At 68.2% G+C, this 17,696-nt stretch carries 17 protein-coding genes; all 17 read left to right on the top strand.

The window, feature by feature from the left end; translation table 11 throughout:
• The first annotated feature begins 89 nt into the window (after nucleotides 1-89).
• The 17 genes from pheA to QTI45_RS01045 all read left to right on the top strand — a co-directional run bounded on the left by pheA (nucleotide 90) and on the right by QTI45_RS01045 (nucleotide 17,689).
• Entirely contained in the window at nucleotides 90-1,208 is a 1,119-nt protein-coding gene (pheA, locus tag QTI45_RS01125; RefSeq protein WP_286653293.1) for a prephenate dehydratase, read from the top strand.
• Nucleotides 1,209-1,293: 85 nt separating this feature from the next.
• Complete coding sequence (locus QTI45_RS01120; RefSeq protein ID WP_286371267.1) at nucleotides 1,294-2,172, top strand: prephenate dehydrogenase; 879 nt, start codon at nucleotides 1,294-1,296, stop codon at nucleotides 2,170-2,172.
• Nucleotides 2,173-2,174: 2 nt separating this feature from the next.
• Complete coding sequence (locus QTI45_RS01115) at nucleotides 2,175-4,172, top strand: bifunctional 3-phosphoshikimate 1-carboxyvinyltransferase/cytidylate kinase (RefSeq protein WP_286653292.1); 1,998 nt, start codon at nucleotides 2,175-2,177, stop codon at nucleotides 4,170-4,172.
• Between the two features lie 161 nt (nucleotides 4,173-4,333).
• Nucleotides 4,334-6,019 carry a 30S ribosomal protein S1 gene (gene rpsA, locus QTI45_RS01110; protein WP_286371265.1) on the top strand — a complete coding sequence of 562 codons (1,686 nt, stop codon included), beginning with the start codon at nucleotides 4,334-4,336 and terminating at the stop codon, nucleotides 6,017-6,019.
• Between the two features lie 72 nt (nucleotides 6,020-6,091).
• Entirely contained in the window at nucleotides 6,092-6,409 is a 318-nt protein-coding gene (locus tag QTI45_RS01105) for an integration host factor subunit beta (RefSeq protein ID WP_286371264.1), read from the top strand.
• A gap of 44 nt (nucleotides 6,410-6,453) precedes the next feature.
• Complete coding sequence (locus QTI45_RS01100; RefSeq protein WP_286371263.1) at nucleotides 6,454-6,780, top strand: LapA family protein; 327 nt, start codon at nucleotides 6,454-6,456, stop codon at nucleotides 6,778-6,780.
• Nucleotides 6,770-7,954, top strand: coding sequence for a lipopolysaccharide assembly protein LapB (lapB, locus tag QTI45_RS01095; RefSeq protein WP_286371262.1), 1,185 nt, complete (start codon nucleotides 6,770-6,772; stop codon nucleotides 7,952-7,954). The genes QTI45_RS01100 and lapB overlap by 11 nt, the downstream gene beginning before the upstream one ends.
• 103 nt (nucleotides 7,955-8,057) lie before the next feature.
• Nucleotides 8,058-8,444 (top strand): ComEA family DNA-binding protein, encoded by a 387-nt coding sequence (locus tag QTI45_RS01090; RefSeq protein WP_286653291.1) that lies wholly within the window; start codon nucleotides 8,058-8,060, stop codon nucleotides 8,442-8,444.
• A 179-nt stretch (nucleotides 8,445-8,623) separates the two neighbouring features.
• A complete protein-coding gene (locus QTI45_RS01085) occupies nucleotides 8,624-9,592 on the top strand; it encodes a TRAP transporter substrate-binding protein (RefSeq protein ID WP_286371260.1) in 969 nt (322 codons plus the stop codon).
• A gap of 44 nt (nucleotides 9,593-9,636) precedes the next feature.
• A complete protein-coding gene (locus QTI45_RS01080; protein ID WP_286371259.1) occupies nucleotides 9,637-10,170 on the top strand; it encodes a TRAP transporter small permease in 534 nt (177 codons plus the stop codon).
• A gap of 7 nt (nucleotides 10,171-10,177) precedes the next feature.
• Nucleotides 10,178-11,491 carry a TRAP transporter large permease gene (locus QTI45_RS01075; protein WP_286653290.1) on the top strand — a complete coding sequence of 438 codons (1,314 nt, stop codon included), beginning with the start codon at nucleotides 10,178-10,180 and terminating at the stop codon, nucleotides 11,489-11,491.
• 22 nt (nucleotides 11,492-11,513) lie between these two features.
• A complete protein-coding gene (crcB, locus tag QTI45_RS01070) occupies nucleotides 11,514-11,891 on the top strand; it encodes a fluoride efflux transporter CrcB (protein WP_286653289.1) in 378 nt (125 codons plus the stop codon).
• A gap of 42 nt (nucleotides 11,892-11,933) precedes the next feature.
• A complete protein-coding gene (locus QTI45_RS01065; protein ID WP_286653288.1) occupies nucleotides 11,934-14,873 on the top strand; it encodes a monovalent cation/H+ antiporter subunit A in 2,940 nt (979 codons plus the stop codon).
• A complete protein-coding gene (locus QTI45_RS01060) occupies nucleotides 14,873-15,226 on the top strand; it encodes a Na+/H+ antiporter subunit C (RefSeq protein WP_286371255.1) in 354 nt (117 codons plus the stop codon). Before QTI45_RS01065 ends, QTI45_RS01060 begins: the two co-directional genes overlap by 1 nt.
• Entirely contained in the window at nucleotides 15,223-16,923 is a 1,701-nt protein-coding gene (locus tag QTI45_RS01055) for a monovalent cation/H+ antiporter subunit D (protein WP_286653287.1), read from the top strand. The genes QTI45_RS01060 and QTI45_RS01055 overlap by 4 nt, the downstream gene beginning before the upstream one ends.
• The gene (locus QTI45_RS01050; RefSeq protein ID WP_286653787.1) at nucleotides 16,923-17,414 is read left to right on the top strand and encodes a Na+/H+ antiporter subunit E; all 492 of its coding nucleotides are present in this window, start codon (nucleotides 16,923-16,925) and stop codon (nucleotides 17,412-17,414) included. The genes QTI45_RS01055 and QTI45_RS01050 overlap by 1 nt, the downstream gene beginning before the upstream one ends.
• Nucleotides 17,411-17,689 carry a K+/H+ antiporter subunit F gene (locus QTI45_RS01045; protein WP_286371253.1) on the top strand — a complete coding sequence of 93 codons (279 nt, stop codon included), beginning with the start codon at nucleotides 17,411-17,413 and terminating at the stop codon, nucleotides 17,687-17,689. The genes QTI45_RS01050 and QTI45_RS01045 overlap by 4 nt, the downstream gene beginning before the upstream one ends.
• Nucleotides 17,690-17,696: the final 7 nt, after the last annotated feature.

Genomic DNA, 17,696 nt, shown 5'->3' with positions numbered 1-17,696 from the left:
GTGTGTCGCTGCCCCCCGAGGGGGCCGCAGGCCGCCTTGGGGCGGCCCGGCGCCGGCCTAGGGCCCTGCAGACACCGAGCACTTGACCAATGACCGCACCAGCCACACCGCCCTCCGCCCCCGAAACTTCCCCCGGCCTGGCCGATCTGCGCGTGCAGATCGACTCGCTCGACCAGCAGCTCCTGTCCCTCCTGAACCAGCGCGCCCGCGTGGCCGAGCAGGTCGGCGAGGTCAAGAAGCGCGAGGGAACGCCCTTTTTCCGGCCCGATCGCGTCGCCCAGGTGATCGAGAAGATGCAGCAGAGCAACGGCGGCCCGCTGAAGGCGCTGCACGTGGCCGCCATCTGGCGCGAGATCATGTCGGCCTGCCTGGCACTCGAATCGCCTCAGCGCGTCGCCGTGCTCGGCCCCGAAGGCACCTTCTGCGAGCAGGCGGCGGTCGAGTACTTCGGCGGCGCCGCCGACCTGGTCTATTGCGCCAGCTTCGACGAGGTCTTCCACGCCACCGCCGCCGGCAGCGCCCAGTACGGCGTGGTCGGCGTCGAGAACTCTACCGAGGGCGTGGTGACGCGCTCGCTCGACCTGTTCCTGCACTCGCCCACCCACGTGGTCGGCGAAGTCAGCCTTCTGGTGCGCCATCACCTGCTGCGTTCGAGCAACTCGCTCGAGGGCATCGAAGCCGTGCTGGCCCATCCGCAGGCGCTGGCCCAGTGCCAGACCTGGCTCGCCAAGCACCTGCCGAACGCCGAGCGGCGCGCGGTCTCCAGCAACGCCGAAGGGGCCCGCCTGGCGGCCGGCAATCCGGCCTGGGCCGGCTTGGCCAGCGAGCGCGCTGCCACCCGCTTCGGTTTGCACATCGTCGCCCACGCGATCCAGGACGACTCCTACAACCGCACCCGCTTTGCCATCATCTGCCTGCCGCAGACCCTGGCAATGCCGCCGGCGACCGGCCGCGATTGCACCAGCCTCGTGGTGTCGGTGCCGAACCAGCCCGGCGCGGTGCACGACCTGCTGGTGCCGCTCAAGGTCAACAACGTCTCGATGACCCGCTTCGAGTCGCGGCCGGCGCGCACCGGCCAGTGGGAGTACTACTTCTACATCGACCTCGACGGCCATCCCTCGCAACCCAACGTGGCCGCCGCGCTCGTCGAACTGCGCAAGCTCTGCGCGTTCTACAAGGTTTTGGGCGCCTACCCGATCACGGCATGACAAGCCCCCACGCTCATCGCTTCGCGTATCGCTGCCCCCCGAGGGGGCGCTCAGTGCCCTTCGGGCGGCCGGGCGGGCACTGACGATGATCGAACAGCTGGGCCTGATCGGCTGCGGATTGATGGGCGGCTCGTTCGCGCTGGCGCTCAAGCGCGCGAAGCTGGTGAAGCGGGTGGTCGGCTACAGCAAGTCGCCCTCGACCACCGAACGTGCCCGGCAGCTCGGCGTGATCGACGTCGCGGCGCCGTCGGCGCTGCTGGCGATGTCGGGGGCCGACCTGGTGCTGATCGCGGTGCCGGTCGGCGCCTCCGAGCAGACCTTCAAGGCCATCCGCCACGGCATCAACGACAAGATGTTCGTGATGGACGTGGGCTCGACCAAGGGCGACGTCATCGAGGCGGCGCGGCGCGGGCTGCAGGACCAGATCGGCGCCTTCGTCCCGGCCCATCCGATCGCCGGCAAGGAGCTCGCCGGCGTCGAGCACGCGGATGCCGATCTCTACAAGGGCCGCCAGGTGGTCCTGACCCCGGTCAAGGCCACGCTGCGCTCCAACGTGCAGCGGGCCACCAAGCTCTGGACCGCCATCGGCGCCAAGGTGGTGACGATGACCCCGGAGGCCCATGACAGCGCCTTCGCGGCGGTGAGCCACCTGCCCCATCTGCTGGCTTTCGCGTACATCAACGCGATGGCCGCCCATCCGCAAGGCGGACGCTTCCTCGAACTGGCCGGCCCCGGTTTCCGCGACTTCACGCGCATCGCGGCCAGCGACCCGACCATGTGGCGCGACGTCCTGCTGGCCAACCGCGACCAGGTGCTGCTGCAGGCGCAAGGCTTCCGCGAGGCCCTCGCGCACCTCGAGGCGCTGGTGCGCACGGGCAACGCCCAAGAGCTCGAGGACGCGATCGCGGCCGCGAGCGGCATTCGCTCCCAATGGCAGCCCGGGGCCGCCGCTTCGCCGGACTGACGATGTTCTCGACCCCCTTTCTCGATATCCCGGCACTTTCGGGCGCCGCCGGCACGGTGCGCCTGCCGGGTTCCAAGAGCATCTCCAACCGCGTGCTGCTGCTGGCGGCGCTGGCCAGCAGCACCACCACCGTGCACGACCTGCTCGATTCGGACGACACCCGGGTCATGCTCGATGCGCTGGCCGCGCTCGGCTGCTCGATCGAACGCTCGGACGACGGCACCCTGCGCATCGAAGGCCTGGGCGGCAGGCTCAAGACCCCGCGAGCGTCCCTGTTCCTCGGCAACGCCGGCACCGCGATGCGGCCGCTGACCGCCGCGCTGGCGCTGCTGGGCGGCGAGTTCGAATTGCGCGGCGTGCCGCGCATGCACGAACGCCCGATCGGCGACCTGGTCGACGCCCTGACCCAGCTCGGCTGCCGCGTCGACTATCTGGGCAACCCGGGCTATCCGCCGCTGCAGATCCATCCGGTCGCGCTCGACTCGCTGCAGCTCGACGCCCCGATCCGCGTGCGCGGCGACGTCTCCAGCCAGTTCCTGACCGCGCTGCTGCTGGCGCTGCCCCTGGCCGCCCGGCGCGACATCGTGATCGACGTGGTCGGCGAGCTGATCTCCAAGCCCTACATCGAGATCACGCTCAACCTGCTGGCGCGCTTCGGGATCACGGTCCAGCGCGAGGGCTGGCAGCGCTTCACCATTCCGGCCGGCAGCCAGTACCGCTCGCCGGGCGACATCCACGTCGAGGCCGATGCCTCGTCGGCCAGCTACTTCATCGCGCTCGGCGCCATCGCCGAGGGCTCCGGCATCCGCATCGAGGGCGTCGGCGCCGAATCGATCCAGGGCGACATCCGATTCATCGATGCCGCTCGTCAGATGGGCGCCGCCGTCGACAGCGGGCCGAACTGGCTGGCCGTGTCGCGCGCCGCCTGGCCCCTGAAGGCCATCGACATCGACGCCAACCACATCCCCGATGCCGCCATGACGCTGGCCGTGATGGCGCTCTACGCCGACGGTCCGAGCACGCTGCGCAACATCGCCAGCTGGCGCGTGAAGGAGACCGATCGCATCGACGCCATGGCCAACGAGCTGCGCAAGCTCGGCGCGACGGTCGAGGACGGCCCGGATTTCATCCGCATCCACCCGCTGCCGGCGACCGGCTGGCGAGCGGCCAGCATCAAGACCTACGACGACCACCGGGTGGCGATGTGCTTCTCGCTGGCGGCCTTCAATCCGGACGGCGTCGCAGTGCGCATCCTCGAGCCGCACTGCGTCGCCAAGACCTTCCCCGACTACTTCGAGACCCTGTTCTCGGTCGCCCATGCGCCCGAGGTGCCGGTGATCTGCATCGATGGCCCGACCGCCTCGGGCAAGGGCACGCTGACGGTCGAGGTGGCGCGGCGGCTGGGCTACCACTACCTGGACTCGGGCACGCTCTACCGCGTGACCGGCCTGGTGATGCGCCGCGCCGGGCTCGACGCCGGGCCCGCCCACGAGACCCGCATCGCCGACCTGGCGCGCGCCCTCCCCCTGGTGTTCAGCGAGGGCAAGGTCCTGCTGGAAGGCGAGGATGTGAGCGAGGACTTGCGAACCGAGGCCGCGGGCATGGACGCCTCGCGCGTCTCGGCGCTGCCGGCGGTGCGTGTCGCCCTGCTGGCACTGCAGCGCAGCTTCCGGCGCCTGCCCGGCCTGGTCGCCGACGGCCGCGACATGGGCACCGTGATCTTCCCGGACGCCGAGCTCAAGGTCTACCTCACGGCGAGCGCCGCCCACCGGGCCGAACGGCGCTATAAGCAGTTGATTTCAAAGGGTATTTCGACTACAATCGACAGTCTTCGCGCCGACCTGGAAGCGCGTGACCTTCGGGACTCCTCCCGCAGCGTCGCGCCACTCAAGCCGGCGCCTGATGCCCGCCTCCTGGACAACTCGCACCAGACGATCGAGCAATCGGTCGTGCAGGTGCTTGCCTGGTGGCAGGAAGTACAGCCGTTCGAGTCCTCTTGAACGGTATTTCGATCCAGCAGGGTCCCCGCCGCGCGACAGCGCATCGGCCCTGCTGGTTGTTCAACCCTAACCGGGCTTCATGCCCACACAACCGCCGTCGCCAGATCCAAGCCAGCTGCAATGGTGCAGTTGCAAACCCTGCGTGACGGAAGGAAAAACACATGTCTGAATCTTTTGCCGACCTATTCGAAGAATCCCTGAAGCGTTCGGAGATGCGCACCGGTGAGGTCATCACCGCCGAAGTCGTGCGTGTCGAACACAACCACGTCGTCGTCAACGCAGGCCTCAAGTCCGAAGCCTACGTGCCGATCGAAGAGTTCAAGAACGACAAGGGCGAGCTCGAAGTCCAGGCCGGCGATTTCGTTTCCGTGGCCATCGGCTCCGTCGAAAACGGCTACGGCGACACCATCCTCTCGCGCGACACCGCCAAGCGTCTGGCTTCGTGGCTCGCGCTCGAGAAGGCCCTCGAATCCGGCGACTTCGTCACCGGCACCACGAGCGGCAAGGTCAAGGGCGGCCTCACGGTGCTGGTCAACGGCATCCGCGCCTTCCTGCCGGGTTCGCTGATCGACACCCGTCCGATCAAGGACCTGACCCCGTACGAGAACAAGACCCTCGAATTCAAGGTCATCAAGCTCGACCGCAAGCGCAACAACGTCGTGCTGTCGCGCCGTGCCGTGGTCGAAGCCAGCATGGGCGAAGAACGCGCCAAGCTGATGGAAACCCTGAAGGAAGGCGCAGTCGTGCGCGGCGTGGTCAAGAACATCACCGAATACGGTGCGTTCGTCGACCTCGGCGGCATCGACGGTCTGCTGCACATCACCGACATGGCATGGCGCCGCGTCCGCCACCCGAGCGAAGTGGTGCAGGCCGGCCAGGAAATCACCGCCAAGATCCTCAAGTTCGACACCGAGAAGAACCGTGTCTCGCTGGGTCTGAAGCAAATGGGCGACGACCCGTGGATGGGTGTTTCGCGCCGCTACCCGCAATCGACCCGCCTGTTCGGCAAGGTCACGAACATCGCCGACTACGGCGCGTTCGTCGAACTCGAACCCGGCATCGAAGGCCTGGTGCACGTCTCCGAAATGGACTGGACCAACAAGAACATCGCGCCGAACAAGATCGTCTCGCTCGGCGACGAAGTCGAAGTCATGGTCCTCGAGATCGACGAAGACAAGCGCCGCATCAGCCTGGGCATGAAGCAGTGCAAGGCCAACCCGTGGCAGGAATTCGCGCAGAACACCAAGCGCGGCGACCGCGTCAAGGGCCCGATCAAGTCGATCACCGACTTCGGCGTCTTCGTGGGTCTGGCTGCCGGCATCGACGGCCTGGTTCACCTGTCGGACCTCTCGTGGAACGAAACCGGCGAAACCGCCGTTCGCAACTACAAGAAGGGCCAGGAAGTCGAAGCGATCGTGCTGGCTGTCGATGTCGACCGCGAGCGCATCTCGCTGGGCATCAAGCAGCTCGACAGCGATCCGTTCACCACGTTCACGACCGTGAACGACAAGGGCCAGATCGTGACCGGCAAGGTCAAGACCGTGGACGCCCGCGGCGCTGAAATCGACCTCGGCGAAGACATCATCGGCTACCTGCGCGCCAGCGAAATCTCCCGCGACCGCGTGGAAGATGCACGCAACGTGCTCAAGGAAGGCGACGAAGTCACGGCCGTGGTGGTGAATGTGGATCGCAAGACCCGCAACATCCAGCTGTCGATCAAGCAGAAGGACATGGTCGACGAACAAGGCGCCATGGCCAGCCTGAGCCAGCAGTCGGCACGCGAGAATGCGGGCACGACCAGCCTGGGCGCCCTGCTGCGCGCCAAGCTGGACAACAGCGACAAGTAAGCTGAGTCCGAGGACAGGGCTGGCGCCTGGCGCCGCTCTGTCCTTTTTTTTCGTCTACATTTTTCTCTTGCCATGACCCGCTCCGATCTCGTCGAGGAACTCGCGGCCCGCTTTGCGCAGCTGACGCATCGCGATGCCGAATACGCCGTCAAGACCATTCTTGATGCGATGAGCGACGCACTGGTGCGCGGGCACCGCATCGAGATCCGCGGCTTCGGCAGCTTCACGGTCAACCGCCGCCCGCCCCGCATCGGGCGCAATCCGCGTTCCGGCGAGAGCGTGCAGATTCCCGAGAAGCGCGTACCGCACTTCAAGCCGGGCAAGGCCCTGCGCGAAGCGGTCGACGCCAAGACGGCGTTGCTCGACGCCGAGAAGCACAAGCGCGGCTGACACGCCGGCCCCGGCATAGAATTCCCCGGCCATCGGGGACCCGCATGAAATACCTCCTGTGGCTGCTCAAGGCAGCCATTTTTTTTACCCTCTTCGCCTTCGCGCTGAACAACCAGCACGACGCCACCGTCTACTTCTTCTTCGGCACCTCGTGGCGCGCGCCGCTGGTGCTGGTGGTGCTGGCCGCCTTCACGGGCGGACTCGTGGTCGGCGCGCTCGGCATGCTGCCGGGCTGGTGGAAGCACCGCAGCGCGGCGGCGCAGCTGCCCGGAGCGACGAACGCGCCGGCGGCGAATTCTTCCGTGGCGGCGCCCCCGACGCCGGCCGCGGCCCCCACCGACCTGCCCGCCGTACGCCAACATGGACTTTGATTTCAGCTGGCTGCTGCTCGGCCTGCCGATCGCCTTCGTGCTCGGCTGGCTGGCATCGCGCTTCGACCTCCGGCAGCTCAAGATCGAGAACCGCCAGGCCCCCAAAGCCTACTTCCGCGGCCTGAATTTCCTGCTCAACGAGCAGCAGGACCAGGCCATCGACGCCTTCATCGAGGCGGTCCAGAACGACCCCGACACCCAGGAACTGCACTTCGCGCTCGGCAACCTGTTCCGGCGCCGCGGCGAGTACCAGCGCGCGGTGCGCGTGCACGAGCACCTGCTGGGCCGCGGCGACCTGAGCCGCGCCGACCGCGACCGCGCGCAGCACGCTCTGGCGCAGGACTTCCTGCGCGCCGGCCTGCTCGACCGCGCCGAAGCCGCGCTGCAGAAGCTGGAAGGCACGCGCTACGAGAACGAGGCCCGGCTGTCGCTGCTGGCGATCTACGAGCGCTCGCGGGAATGGGCCCAGGCCGAGGACGTGGCGCAGAAGCTCGACGAATCCGACCAGGCCAGCTACGGCACGCGCCGGGCGCACCACCTGTGCGAGCAGGCGGCCGAACGCGTGGCTGCCGGCGACTTGGCGGCCGCGGCGCGGCTGCTCCAGCAGGCCGTGCTGCTGGCGCCGGAAGCGCCGCGGCCGGCGATCGACCGCGCGACGCTGCAGTTGCGCAGCGGCGACGCGGCGGCCGCCTTCGACACGCTGGCGGCACTGAGCGAAACCGCGCCGATGGCGCTGCCGCTGTATGCCGCGGCGTTGCAGCAGGCCGCGGTCGCCTCGCAGCGCTCGGGAGAAGCGCTCGCCCTGCTGCAGCGACGCTATGTGGCGTCGCCCTCGATCGATGTGCTGGAGGCGATCATCGCGCTCGGCGGCACGCCGGCACTGCCGGACGACTCGCCGTCGGACGCCACCATCGCACCCGAACCGCGCGACGGCTATATCGCCCACCTGGCGCATCATCCCTCGCTGGTGGCGGCCTCGCGCTGGCTCGCGGGCGAGCGCTTCGAGCACGAGCAGTTCCACCCCCAGGTGCAGCGCTCGCTCGACCAGGCCACCCGGCCGCTGATGCGCTATCGCTGCGCCGCCTGCGGCTTCGAGGCCCACCAGTATTTCTGGCATTGCCCGGGCTGCCAGGCCTGGGACAGCTATCCGCCGCGGCGAGTCGAAGAACTCTGACCCCCCCGCGGCGCGCCTTCGCCGCTATCATCTTTCGCGCCGGGCGCACTCGGCGCGCGGTGGGGCGTCCCGGCGCTTCTCACACCATGTCAGGGAGAGAAAAATGATGAAGAAGATCGTGGCCATCGCGGCCATGCTGTTCGCGGCCGCCTCCATTGCGGCCGTCGATGTCAACAAAGCCTCCGAAGCGGAGCTCGATGGCGTCAAGGGCGTGGGCCCCGCGCTCTCCAAACGCCTCATCGAGGCGCGCAAGGAAGCGCCGTTCAAGGACTGGCCGGACCTCATGAGCCGGGTCAAGGGCGTGAAGGAGAAGGCGGCGACCAAGCTGTCGGCCGAGGGCCTGACGGTGAACGGCCAGGCCTTCGGGGCCGCCCCCACGCCAGTCCAGGCGACCAAGGCCGAGGTCAAGGCGGAGACCAAGACGGAGGCCAGGGCCGAGCCGAAGAAGGCGGCCGCCGCCGGCACCGCCAAGCCGGCGCCCAAGCCCTGACGCGAGGCGCGGCGCAAGGGCGCCGCCGCTGATTCCAAGCCGCCTGCGGGCGGCTTTTCTCATGGTGCGCCCACTGGCCGCTGCGCCTCGGATGGCAGGGAAAAGCCCCAAGCGGTGGCCCGATATTTGCACGTATGCTGCCGATCGCCTTTTTCATTTCCGCACGTTCTGGAGAGTCCATGAATCACAAGTTCGGCATTGCGCTCGCAGGCCTCACCCTTGGCGCAGCAGCATTCGCGCAAACCAAATGGGACCTGCCCACGGCCTACCCCGCCACCAACTACCACACCGAGAACATCACCCAGTTCTCGAAGGACGTGGATGCGGCGACCGGCGGCAAGCTCAAGGTCACGGTGCATGCCAATGCGTCGCTCTTCAAGGCCCCCGAGATCAAGCGCGCGGTGCAGAGCGGCCAGGCCCAGGCCGGCGAGATCCTGCTGGCCAACTTCGCCAACGAGAACCCGATCTATGCGCTCGACGGCGTGCCCTTCCTGGCGACGACCTATCCCGAGGCGAAAAAGCTGTACGACGCTTCCAAGCCGGCCATGGAAAAGCTTCTCGCTGCACAAGGAATCAAGGTGCTGTTCATGGTGCCGTGGGCACCGCAGGGCATCTACTCCAAGAAGGAGATCGGCTCGGTGGCCGACCTGCGCGGCATCAAGTGGCGCGCCTACAGCCCGGCCACGGCCAAGATCGCGGAGCTGATCGGCGCCCAGCCGGTGCAGATCCAGCAGGCCGAACTGAGCGCCGCGATGGCCACCGGCGTGATCGAGAGCTACATGAGCTCGGGTTCGACCGGCTACGACACCAAGACCTACGAGAACCTCAAGAACTTCTACGACACGCAGGCCTGGATTCCCAAGAACGCCGTACTCGTGAACCTGAAGTCCTTCGAGGCGCTCGACCCGGCCACCAAGGCCGCGGTCACCAAGGCCGCCGCCGATGCCGAGGCCCGCGGCTGGAAGGTCGCGCAGGAGAAGAACGACGAATACAAGCGCCTGCTGGCCGAACGCGGCATGAAGATCCACAAGCCCTCGCCGAAGCTCGACGCCGACATGCGGCAGGTCGGCGGCATCATGCAGGCCGACTGGCTCAAGGCAGCCGGCGCCGATGGCGCTGCGATCGTCGACACCTACAAGAAGAAATGATGACGCCCCCACGCTCATCGGCGGCCCGGCGGGGGGCCTGAGCGATGCGTCGCTGGCTCGACCGCCTGTACGACGGCGCAGGGGCGCTGGGCGCCTTCTGCGTGTTCCTGATCTTCGTGCTGATGGTGCTGGCCGGCGTCGGCCGGCAGATGAACTGGCACGTCAGCGGCCTCAACGACGTGGTCGCCTGGCTCTGCGCCGCCGCGGCCTTCTTCGCGATGGCCCACGCCTTCCGCCATGGCGACTTCGTGCGCGTCACGCTGCTGCTCGAGGCCGTGTCGCCGAAAGCCCGGCGCGTGCTCGATGTCGGCTGCCTGCTGATCGCTGCGGTCGCGGTGGCCTATCTCACCTGGTCGGCGACCAGCTTCACCTGGGAAAGCTACGAGTTCGCCGAGATGGCCACCGGCCTGGTCGTGATCCCGATCTGGATTCCGCAATCGACCTTCGTGCTCGGCTGCTGGCTGCTGCTGATCGCGATGGTCGACGAACTCGTCGGCGTGGTGCGAGGCGAGAAGCCGAGCTACCAGCGCGCGGTCGAAGAGCGGCACGCGGCCGGCGACTTCTCCTCCGACGTCTAAGGCATCCATGCTCGAAACTCTTCTGATGGGCGCGCTGCTGCTCGCCATCATGCTGGTGCTGCTCGCCGGCGGCGTCTGGATCGCGATGACCCTGGCGATCGTCGGCTGGGTCGGCCAGGCCTTCTTCACCAACACGCTGCCGGCGAAGAATCTCTTCTCTTCCTTCTGGGAGTCGAATGCTTCGTGGGAGCTGGCCGCGCTGCCGCTCTTCATCTGGATGGGCGAGATCCTGTTCCGAACCAAGCTCAGCGAGGAAATGTTCGAGGGCCTGCGGCCCTGGCTCAATCGCGTGCCGGGCCGGCTGATGCACACCACCATCCTCGGCTGCGGCGTGTTCGGATCAGTGTCGGGCTCGTCGGCCGCGACCTGCGCCACGATCGCCAAGGTGGCGCTGCCCGAACTGGTGCGCCGCGGCTACAACGAGAAGCTCGCGATCGGCTCGCTGGCCACCGCGGGCACGCTCGGCATCCTGATCCCGCCGTCGATCACGATGGTGGTCTACGCGGTGGCGGCCGATGCGTCGATCATCCGCATCTTCCTGGCCGGCTTCCTGCCGGGGCTGCTGCTGATGGTGCTGTTCTCGGGCTACATCGGCTGGTGGAGCCTGCGCCACCCCGACCAGGTGCCGCCGGCCGATCCGCCGACCAGCTTCATGGAGAAGATCCGGCTCTCGGGCAACCTGATCCCATGCGCGCTGCTGATCGTCTTCATCGTCTGGGTGCTGGTCGCGGGCTGGGCCACGGCGACCGAATGCGCGGCCTTCGGCGTGCTCGGATCGCTGGCGATCGCGGCCTGGGGCCGGAGCCTAACCTGGAAGAACTTCAAGGACGGGATCATGGGTGCCACGCGCACCAGCTGCATGATCATGTTCATCCTGGCCGGCGCCGCCTTCCTGACCAAGACCATGGCCTTCACCGGCATCCCGCGAGAGCTTGCCGAGTGGGTCGACTCGATGCACCTGTCGCCCTATGCGCTGATCACTGCGCTGGTGCTGGTGTACCTGGTGCTCGGCACCGCGCTCGACGGCATCTCGATGATCGTGCTGACCAGCGCCGTCGTGCTGCCGATGATCCAGAAGGCCGGCTTCGACCTGGTGTGGTTCGGCATCTTCGTCGTGCTGCTGGTCGAGATCGCCGAGGTCACGCCGCCGGTGGGCTTCAATCTCTTCGTGCTGCAGAACATGACCGGCAAGGACAGCAACGTGATCGCCAGGGCGGCGATCCCCTTCTTCTTCTGCCTGGTGCTGTGCATCGTGCTGATCACGGTGTTCCCGAGCATCGTGACCGTGCTGCCGAACCTGGTGATGGGCGTCGAGAAGTAGCCGCCGCGAATATCATCGACCGATGCTGCTGAACGTCATCGTCATCTGCGTCTCCGCCTGCATCGGCGCCTTGATGCGCTGGGGTTTCCAGGTGTGGCTCAACCCGGGCGGCCTGCTGCCCTGGGGCACGCTGGCGGTGAACCTGATCGGCGGCTACATCGTCGGCCTGGCGATCGCCGGCTTCAGTGCGCTGCCCGACATCGACCCGGCCTGGCGGCTGGTCGTCATCACCGGTTTCCTGGGCTCGCTGACCACTTTCTCCAGCTTCTCGGCCGAGGTCGTCGGCATGCTGGTCGGCGGCCGTCCGGGGCTGGCGCTGGGCACGGTGGCCCTGCACCTGGGCGGCTCGCTGTTCCTGACCTGGCTCGGCTTTCGAACAGTGCAGCATTTCATGGCCTGATCAGGGGATATGCCGCAAGGGCGGTCGATAGAATCGACCGCGATGCCCCTTGTCTTCCTCGTTGCACTCCCCTTCGTCGCCAGCGTGCTCGCCGCACTGCTGCCTTCGGATGCGCGCAACCGGGAATCGACGCTGGCCGGCCTGGTCGCGCTGGGCTGCGCGCTGCAGGCGGCGTGGTTCTTTCCGGACCTGGCCAACGGCAACGTGATCCGCCAGCGGATCGAGTGGCTGCCGGTACTCGGGCTCGACCTGTCCTTCCGCATGGACGGATTCGCCTGGCTGTTCTGCATGCTGGTGCTCGGCATCGGCGCGCTGGTGGTGCTGTACGCGCGCTACTACATGTCGGCCTCGGACCCGGTGCCGCGCTTCTTCTCGTTCTTCCTCGCCTTCATGGGCGCGATGATGGGCGTGGTGCTGTCGGGCAACCTGATCCAGATGGTGATGTTCTGGGAGCTCACCAGCCTGTTCTCGTTCCTGCTGATCGGCTACTGGCACCATCGGCGCGATGCGCGGCGCGGTGCCAGCATGGCGCTCACGGTCACTGCCGCGGGCGGCCTGTGCCTGCTGGCCGGCGTGCTGATCCTGGGCCGCATCGTCGGCAGCTACGACCTCGACATGGTGCTGGCCTCGGGCGACCTGATCCGCGCCAGCCCGCTCTATCCCGCGGTGCTGGTGCTGGTGCTGCTGGGCGCCTTCACCAAGAGCGCGCAGTTCCCGTTCCATTTCTGGCTGCCGCGCGCGATGGCGGCGCCAACACCGGTCTCGGCCTACCTGCATTCGGCCACCATGGTGAAGCTCGGCGTCTTCCTCATGGCCCGGCTGTGGCCGGTGCTTTCCGGCACCGAGCAATGGTTCTGGCTGGTCGGCGGCGCCGGCGCGATCACGCTGCTGCTGGGCGGCTACGTGGCGATGTTCCAGCGCGACCTGAAGGCGCTGCTGGCCTATTCGACGATCTCGCATCTGGGGCTGATCACGCTGCTGCTCGGGCTCAACAGCCCGCTGGCGGCGGTCGCGGCGGTGTTCCACATCATGAACCACGCGACCTTCAAGGCTTCGCTGTTCATGGCCGCCGGCATCATCGACCACGAGAGCGGCACGCGCGACATCAGCAGGCTCAGCGGACTGCTCAAGCTGATGCCGATCACCGGCACCCTGGCGATCATCGCCAGCGCCTCGATGGCCGGCGTGCCCCTGCTCAACGGCTTCCTGTCGAAGGAGATGTTCTTCGCCGAGACCGTTTTCATCCAGTCGAACCCCTGGGTCGACCGCGGCCTCCCGGTGATCGCCACCATCGCCGGCATCTTCAGCGTGGCCTATTCGGCGCGCTTCGTGTTCGATGTGTTCTTCGGGCCGCCGTGCGGCGCCGATGTCCCGAAGACCCCGCACGAGCCGCCGCACTGGATGCGGGTGCCGGTCGAACTGCTGGTGCTGATCTGCCTGGTGGTCGGCGTGGCGCCGGCCTGGTCGGTGGGCGCCTTCCTGGCGACGGCGGCGACGCCGGTGGTCGGCGGCGAACTGCCGGCCTACAGCCTCGCGCTGTGGCACGGCTTCAACCTGCCGCTCATCATGAGCCTGATCGCGCTGGCGGGCGGCGGCCTGCTCTACCTGCTGCAGCGGCGCGGCCGCGAACGCGGCGTGCTCTCGACCACGCCGCTGCTGCATCGCTTCGACGGCCAGCGCATCTTCGAGAACCTGATGGCGCGGCTCAGCGAAGCCGGCCGGCGCAGCCGGCGCCTGCTCGGCACGCGCCGGCTGCAAAAGCAGCTGCTGCTGCTGGTCGCGGTCGCGGTGGCCGGCGCCGGCGCGGCGCTGTGGTTCACGCCGGTGGCGCGCGGCACGCGCCCGACCCTGCCCTTCTCGCCGATGTTCGCGATGACCTGGCTGATCGGCGCCACCTGCGCGGTAGCTGCCGCCTGGCAGGCGAAGTTCCACCGCCTGGCCTCGCTGATGCTGGCCTCGGGCGCGGGGCTGGTCTGCTGCATCACCTACATCTGGTTCTCGGCGCCCGACCTGGCACTGACGCAGCTGGTGGTCGAAGCGGTCACCACGGTGCTGATCCTGCTCGGCCTGCGCTGGCTGCCGATGCGCACCGCGAAGCGGGAGCCGATCAGCGCCCGGCTGCGGCCCTGGATCCGGCGCAGCCGCGACATCGCGATCGCGATCGCCGCCGGCACCGGCATGTCGGCCATCGCCTGGAGCGTCATGACGCGGCAGTTCCCGCTCAGCATCTCGCCCTTCTTCCTCGACAACGCCTTGTCCGAGGGCGGCGGCAGCAACGTCGTCAACGTGATGCTGGTCGACTTCCGCGGCTTCGACACCTTCGGCGAGATCACCGTGCTCGGCGTCGTCGCGCTGACGGTCTACGCGCTGCTGCGCCGCTTCCGCCCGGCACCCGAATCGATGGCGCTGCCGATCCAGCAGCGCTTGCAGCCCGACGACGGCAGCAGCGACCTGCTGAACCCGCGCCGCGCCAAGGACACCGCGATCGGCTACCTGATGGTGCCGGCCGTGCTGGTGCGCCTGCTGCTGCCGCTGTCGGTGCTGGTATCGGTCTATTTCTTCATGCGCGGCCACAACCAGCCGGGCGGCGGCTTCGTCGCCGGGCTGGTGATGTCGGTGGCGCTGCTGCTGCAGTTCATCGTCTCGGGCACCGAGTGGGTCGAGGAGCACCTGCGGATCTATCCGCGGCGCTGGATCGCGGTCGGCCTGCTGCTGGCACTGGCCACCGGCGGCGGCGCGGTGGTGCTCGGCTATCCGTTCCTCACCACGCACACCGCTCACCTGCACCTGCCGCTTCTCGGCGAGGTTCACGTGCCGAGCGCGCTGTTCTTCGACATGGGCGTGTTCTCGCTGGTGCTCGGCGCCACCATGCTGATCCTGACCGCGCTGGCCCACCAATCGGTGCGCAGCCATCGCTGGTCGGACGAGCAGGCCGAAAAAGAAGCCGCGCGCGCTGCGGCAGAAGCAGAGGCGGCCGCCTGATGGAAGTCGTGCTCGCCATCGCGATCGGCATCCTCACGGGCTCGGGCGTCTACCTGCTGCTGCGCCCGCGCACCTTCCAGGTGATCATGGGACTCACGCTGATCTCCTATGCGGTCAATCTGTTCATCTTCAGCATGGGGCGGCTCAAGGTCGACAGCGAGCCGGTGCTCGAGCCCGGGCTGGTGGCGACGCTCGCGAACACCGCCGATCCGATGCCGCAGGCCCTGGTGCTGACCGCGATCGTGATCGGCTTCGCGATGACCGCGCTGTTCCTGGTGGTGCTGCTGGCCTCGCGCGGGCTCACCGGCACCGACCACGTGGACGGCAGGGAACGCGAGGAGCCGAACGAATGAACGAGCTCTTCGCCTTCCTCGACCGGCTGCTCGAGTTCAGCATGCCGCACCTGATCGCGGTGCCGATCCTGGTGCCGATGCTGACCGCCGCGCTGATGCTGCTGCTCGGCGAGGAACACCGCCGCAGCAAATCCGCGCTCAGCGTGGTCTCCGGGCTGATCGGCCTGCTGACCGCGCTGGCGCTGCTGCGCTGGGTCAATGCGCCGGACACCGGCGGCGGCCCCGGCTCGATCGGCGTCTACCTGCCCGGCAACTGGCGCGCGCCGTTCGGCATCGTGCTGGTGGCCGACCGGCTGTCGACCATGATGGTCGCGCTGACCGGCGTCGTCGCCTTCGCCGCCTCGATCTACTCGACCTCGCGCTGGGACCGCGCGGGCGTGCACTTCCATCCGCTGCTGCAGCTGCAGCTGATGGGGCTCAACGGCGCCTTCCTGACCGGCGACCTGTTCAACCTGTTCGTCTTCTTCGAGGTGATGCTGGCGGCCTCGTACGGCCTGCTGCTGCACGGCTCGGGGCGGCTGCGCGTGCAGGCCGGGCTGCACTACGTGGCGATCAATCTCGCGGCCTCGTCGCTGTTCCTGATCGGCGCCTCGCTGCTCTATGGCGTGACCGGCACGCTCAACATGGCCGACCTGGGCGTGCGCATCGCGCAGCTGGCGCCCGCCGACCGCGGCCTGGTGCACGCGGCCGCCGCCATCCTCGCGACCGCCTTCTTCGCCAAGGCCGGCGCCTGGCCGCTCAACTTCTGGCTGGTGCCGGCCTACAGCGCGGCGGTGTCGCCGGTCGGCGCCGTGTTCTCGCTGCTGACCAAGCTCGGCATCTACACCATCCTGCGGCTCTGGACCGTGCTGTTCGCGCCCGACACCGGCGCCTCGGCCCAGTTCGGCCAAGGGGTGCTGATCACGATCGGGATGGCGACGCTGTTCTGCGGCGCCCTGGGCATCGTCGGCACCCAGCGCCTGTCGAACCTGGCCGGCTTCAGCGTGCTGGTGTCGGCCGGCACGCTGCTGGCGGCGATCGGCTTCGGCCAGCCCGCGGTCTGGGCCGGCGCGCTCTACTACCTGCTGACCTCGACCCTGGCGGCGGCGGCCTTCTTCATGCTGATCGACATGATCGAGCGCTGGCGCAATGCCGGCATGAGCATCGCGCCGCACGAGGCGGCGGGGGACGCGCCCTTCCTGTCCCGCGACCTGCGCCGCCTCGACGACGTCAACCTCGACGACGACGCGCAGGCGCTCTACGGCCGTGCCATCCCGGCCGGGGTCGCCTTCCTCGGACTCAGCTTCGTCTGCTGCACCTTGTTGATTGCGGGCATGCCGCCGCTGTCGGGATTCGTCGGCAAGTTCGCCATGCTGTCGGCCCTGCTCGACAGCGCGCGCGTGTCGCCGGCGGCCTGGGTCTTCCTCGGCCTGCTGATGCTCTCGGGCTTCTTCTCGCTGCTGGCGCTCGGCCGGACCGGCATCCGCCACTTCTGGACCCAGGCCCACGCCACCTTGCCGGCACTGCCCGCACTCGAGGTGCTGCCGGTCGCCGCGCTGCTGGCCGCCTGCCTCGCGCTGACCATCGGCGGCGGGCCGGTGATGCATCACGCGGCCGCGACCGCCGAGGGCCTCTTCTCGCCGACCGCCTACCGCCAAGCGGTGCTCGGCGCGACCCAGGTGCCGAACCCGGTCGCCCCCAAGGAGGCCGCGAAATGATCAGGCGCTGGCTGCCCTCGCCCGCGCTGTCGATGGCGCTGTTCGTCGTCTGGCTGCTGCTGAACCAGTCGCTCGATGCGGCCACGCTGCTGCTGGCGGCGGTGCTGGCGATCGCGGTGCCGGTGCTGACCCAGTCGCTGCGCCCGGCCCGGGTCCGCATGCGCCGGCCGGGCGTGGCGCTGCGGCTGTCGGGGGTGGTCGCCTACGACCTGGTCCATTCGGCGCTGACCGTGGCGCGCCTGCTGCTGACCCGCCGCAACGACCAGATGGCGCCCGGCTTCGTGCGCGTGCCGCTGGAAATGCGGGACCCGAATGCGCTCGCCGTGCTGGCGATGATCATCTGCCTGACGCCCGGCACCGCGTGGGGCGAGATCTCGCTCGACCGCTCGACGCTGCTGATCCATGTGTTCGATGTCGACGACGTGCCGGCCTTCATCGCCATGGTCAAGGCACGCTATGAAGTCCCGCTGATGGAGATCTTCGAATCATGACACCCGTGCTCCTGTGGGCGCTCAAGCTCGCCCTGCTGCTGCTGGCGGTGGCGATGCTGTGCGCGCTCTACCGCCTGCTGGTCGGGCCCACCGCGCAGGACCGCGTGATGGCACTCGACTGCCTCTACATCAACGGCATGCTGATGATGCTGGTGCTCGGCATCATCTATGCGAGCAACGTCTACTTCGAGGCCGCGATGCTGATCGCCCTGTTCGGCTTCGTCGGCTCGACCGCGATCGCCAAGTTCCTGCTGCGCGGGGAGGTGATCGAATGAGCGCCGC

The sequence above is a fragment of the Variovorax saccharolyticus genome, from assembly GCF_030316765.1.
Classification (GTDB): Bacteria; Pseudomonadota; Gammaproteobacteria; order Burkholderiales; family Burkholderiaceae_C; genus Variovorax; species Variovorax saccharolyticus.
Note: the sequence above shows the minus strand (reverse complement) of the source record. Positions and strands in the feature narration are given on the sequence as shown.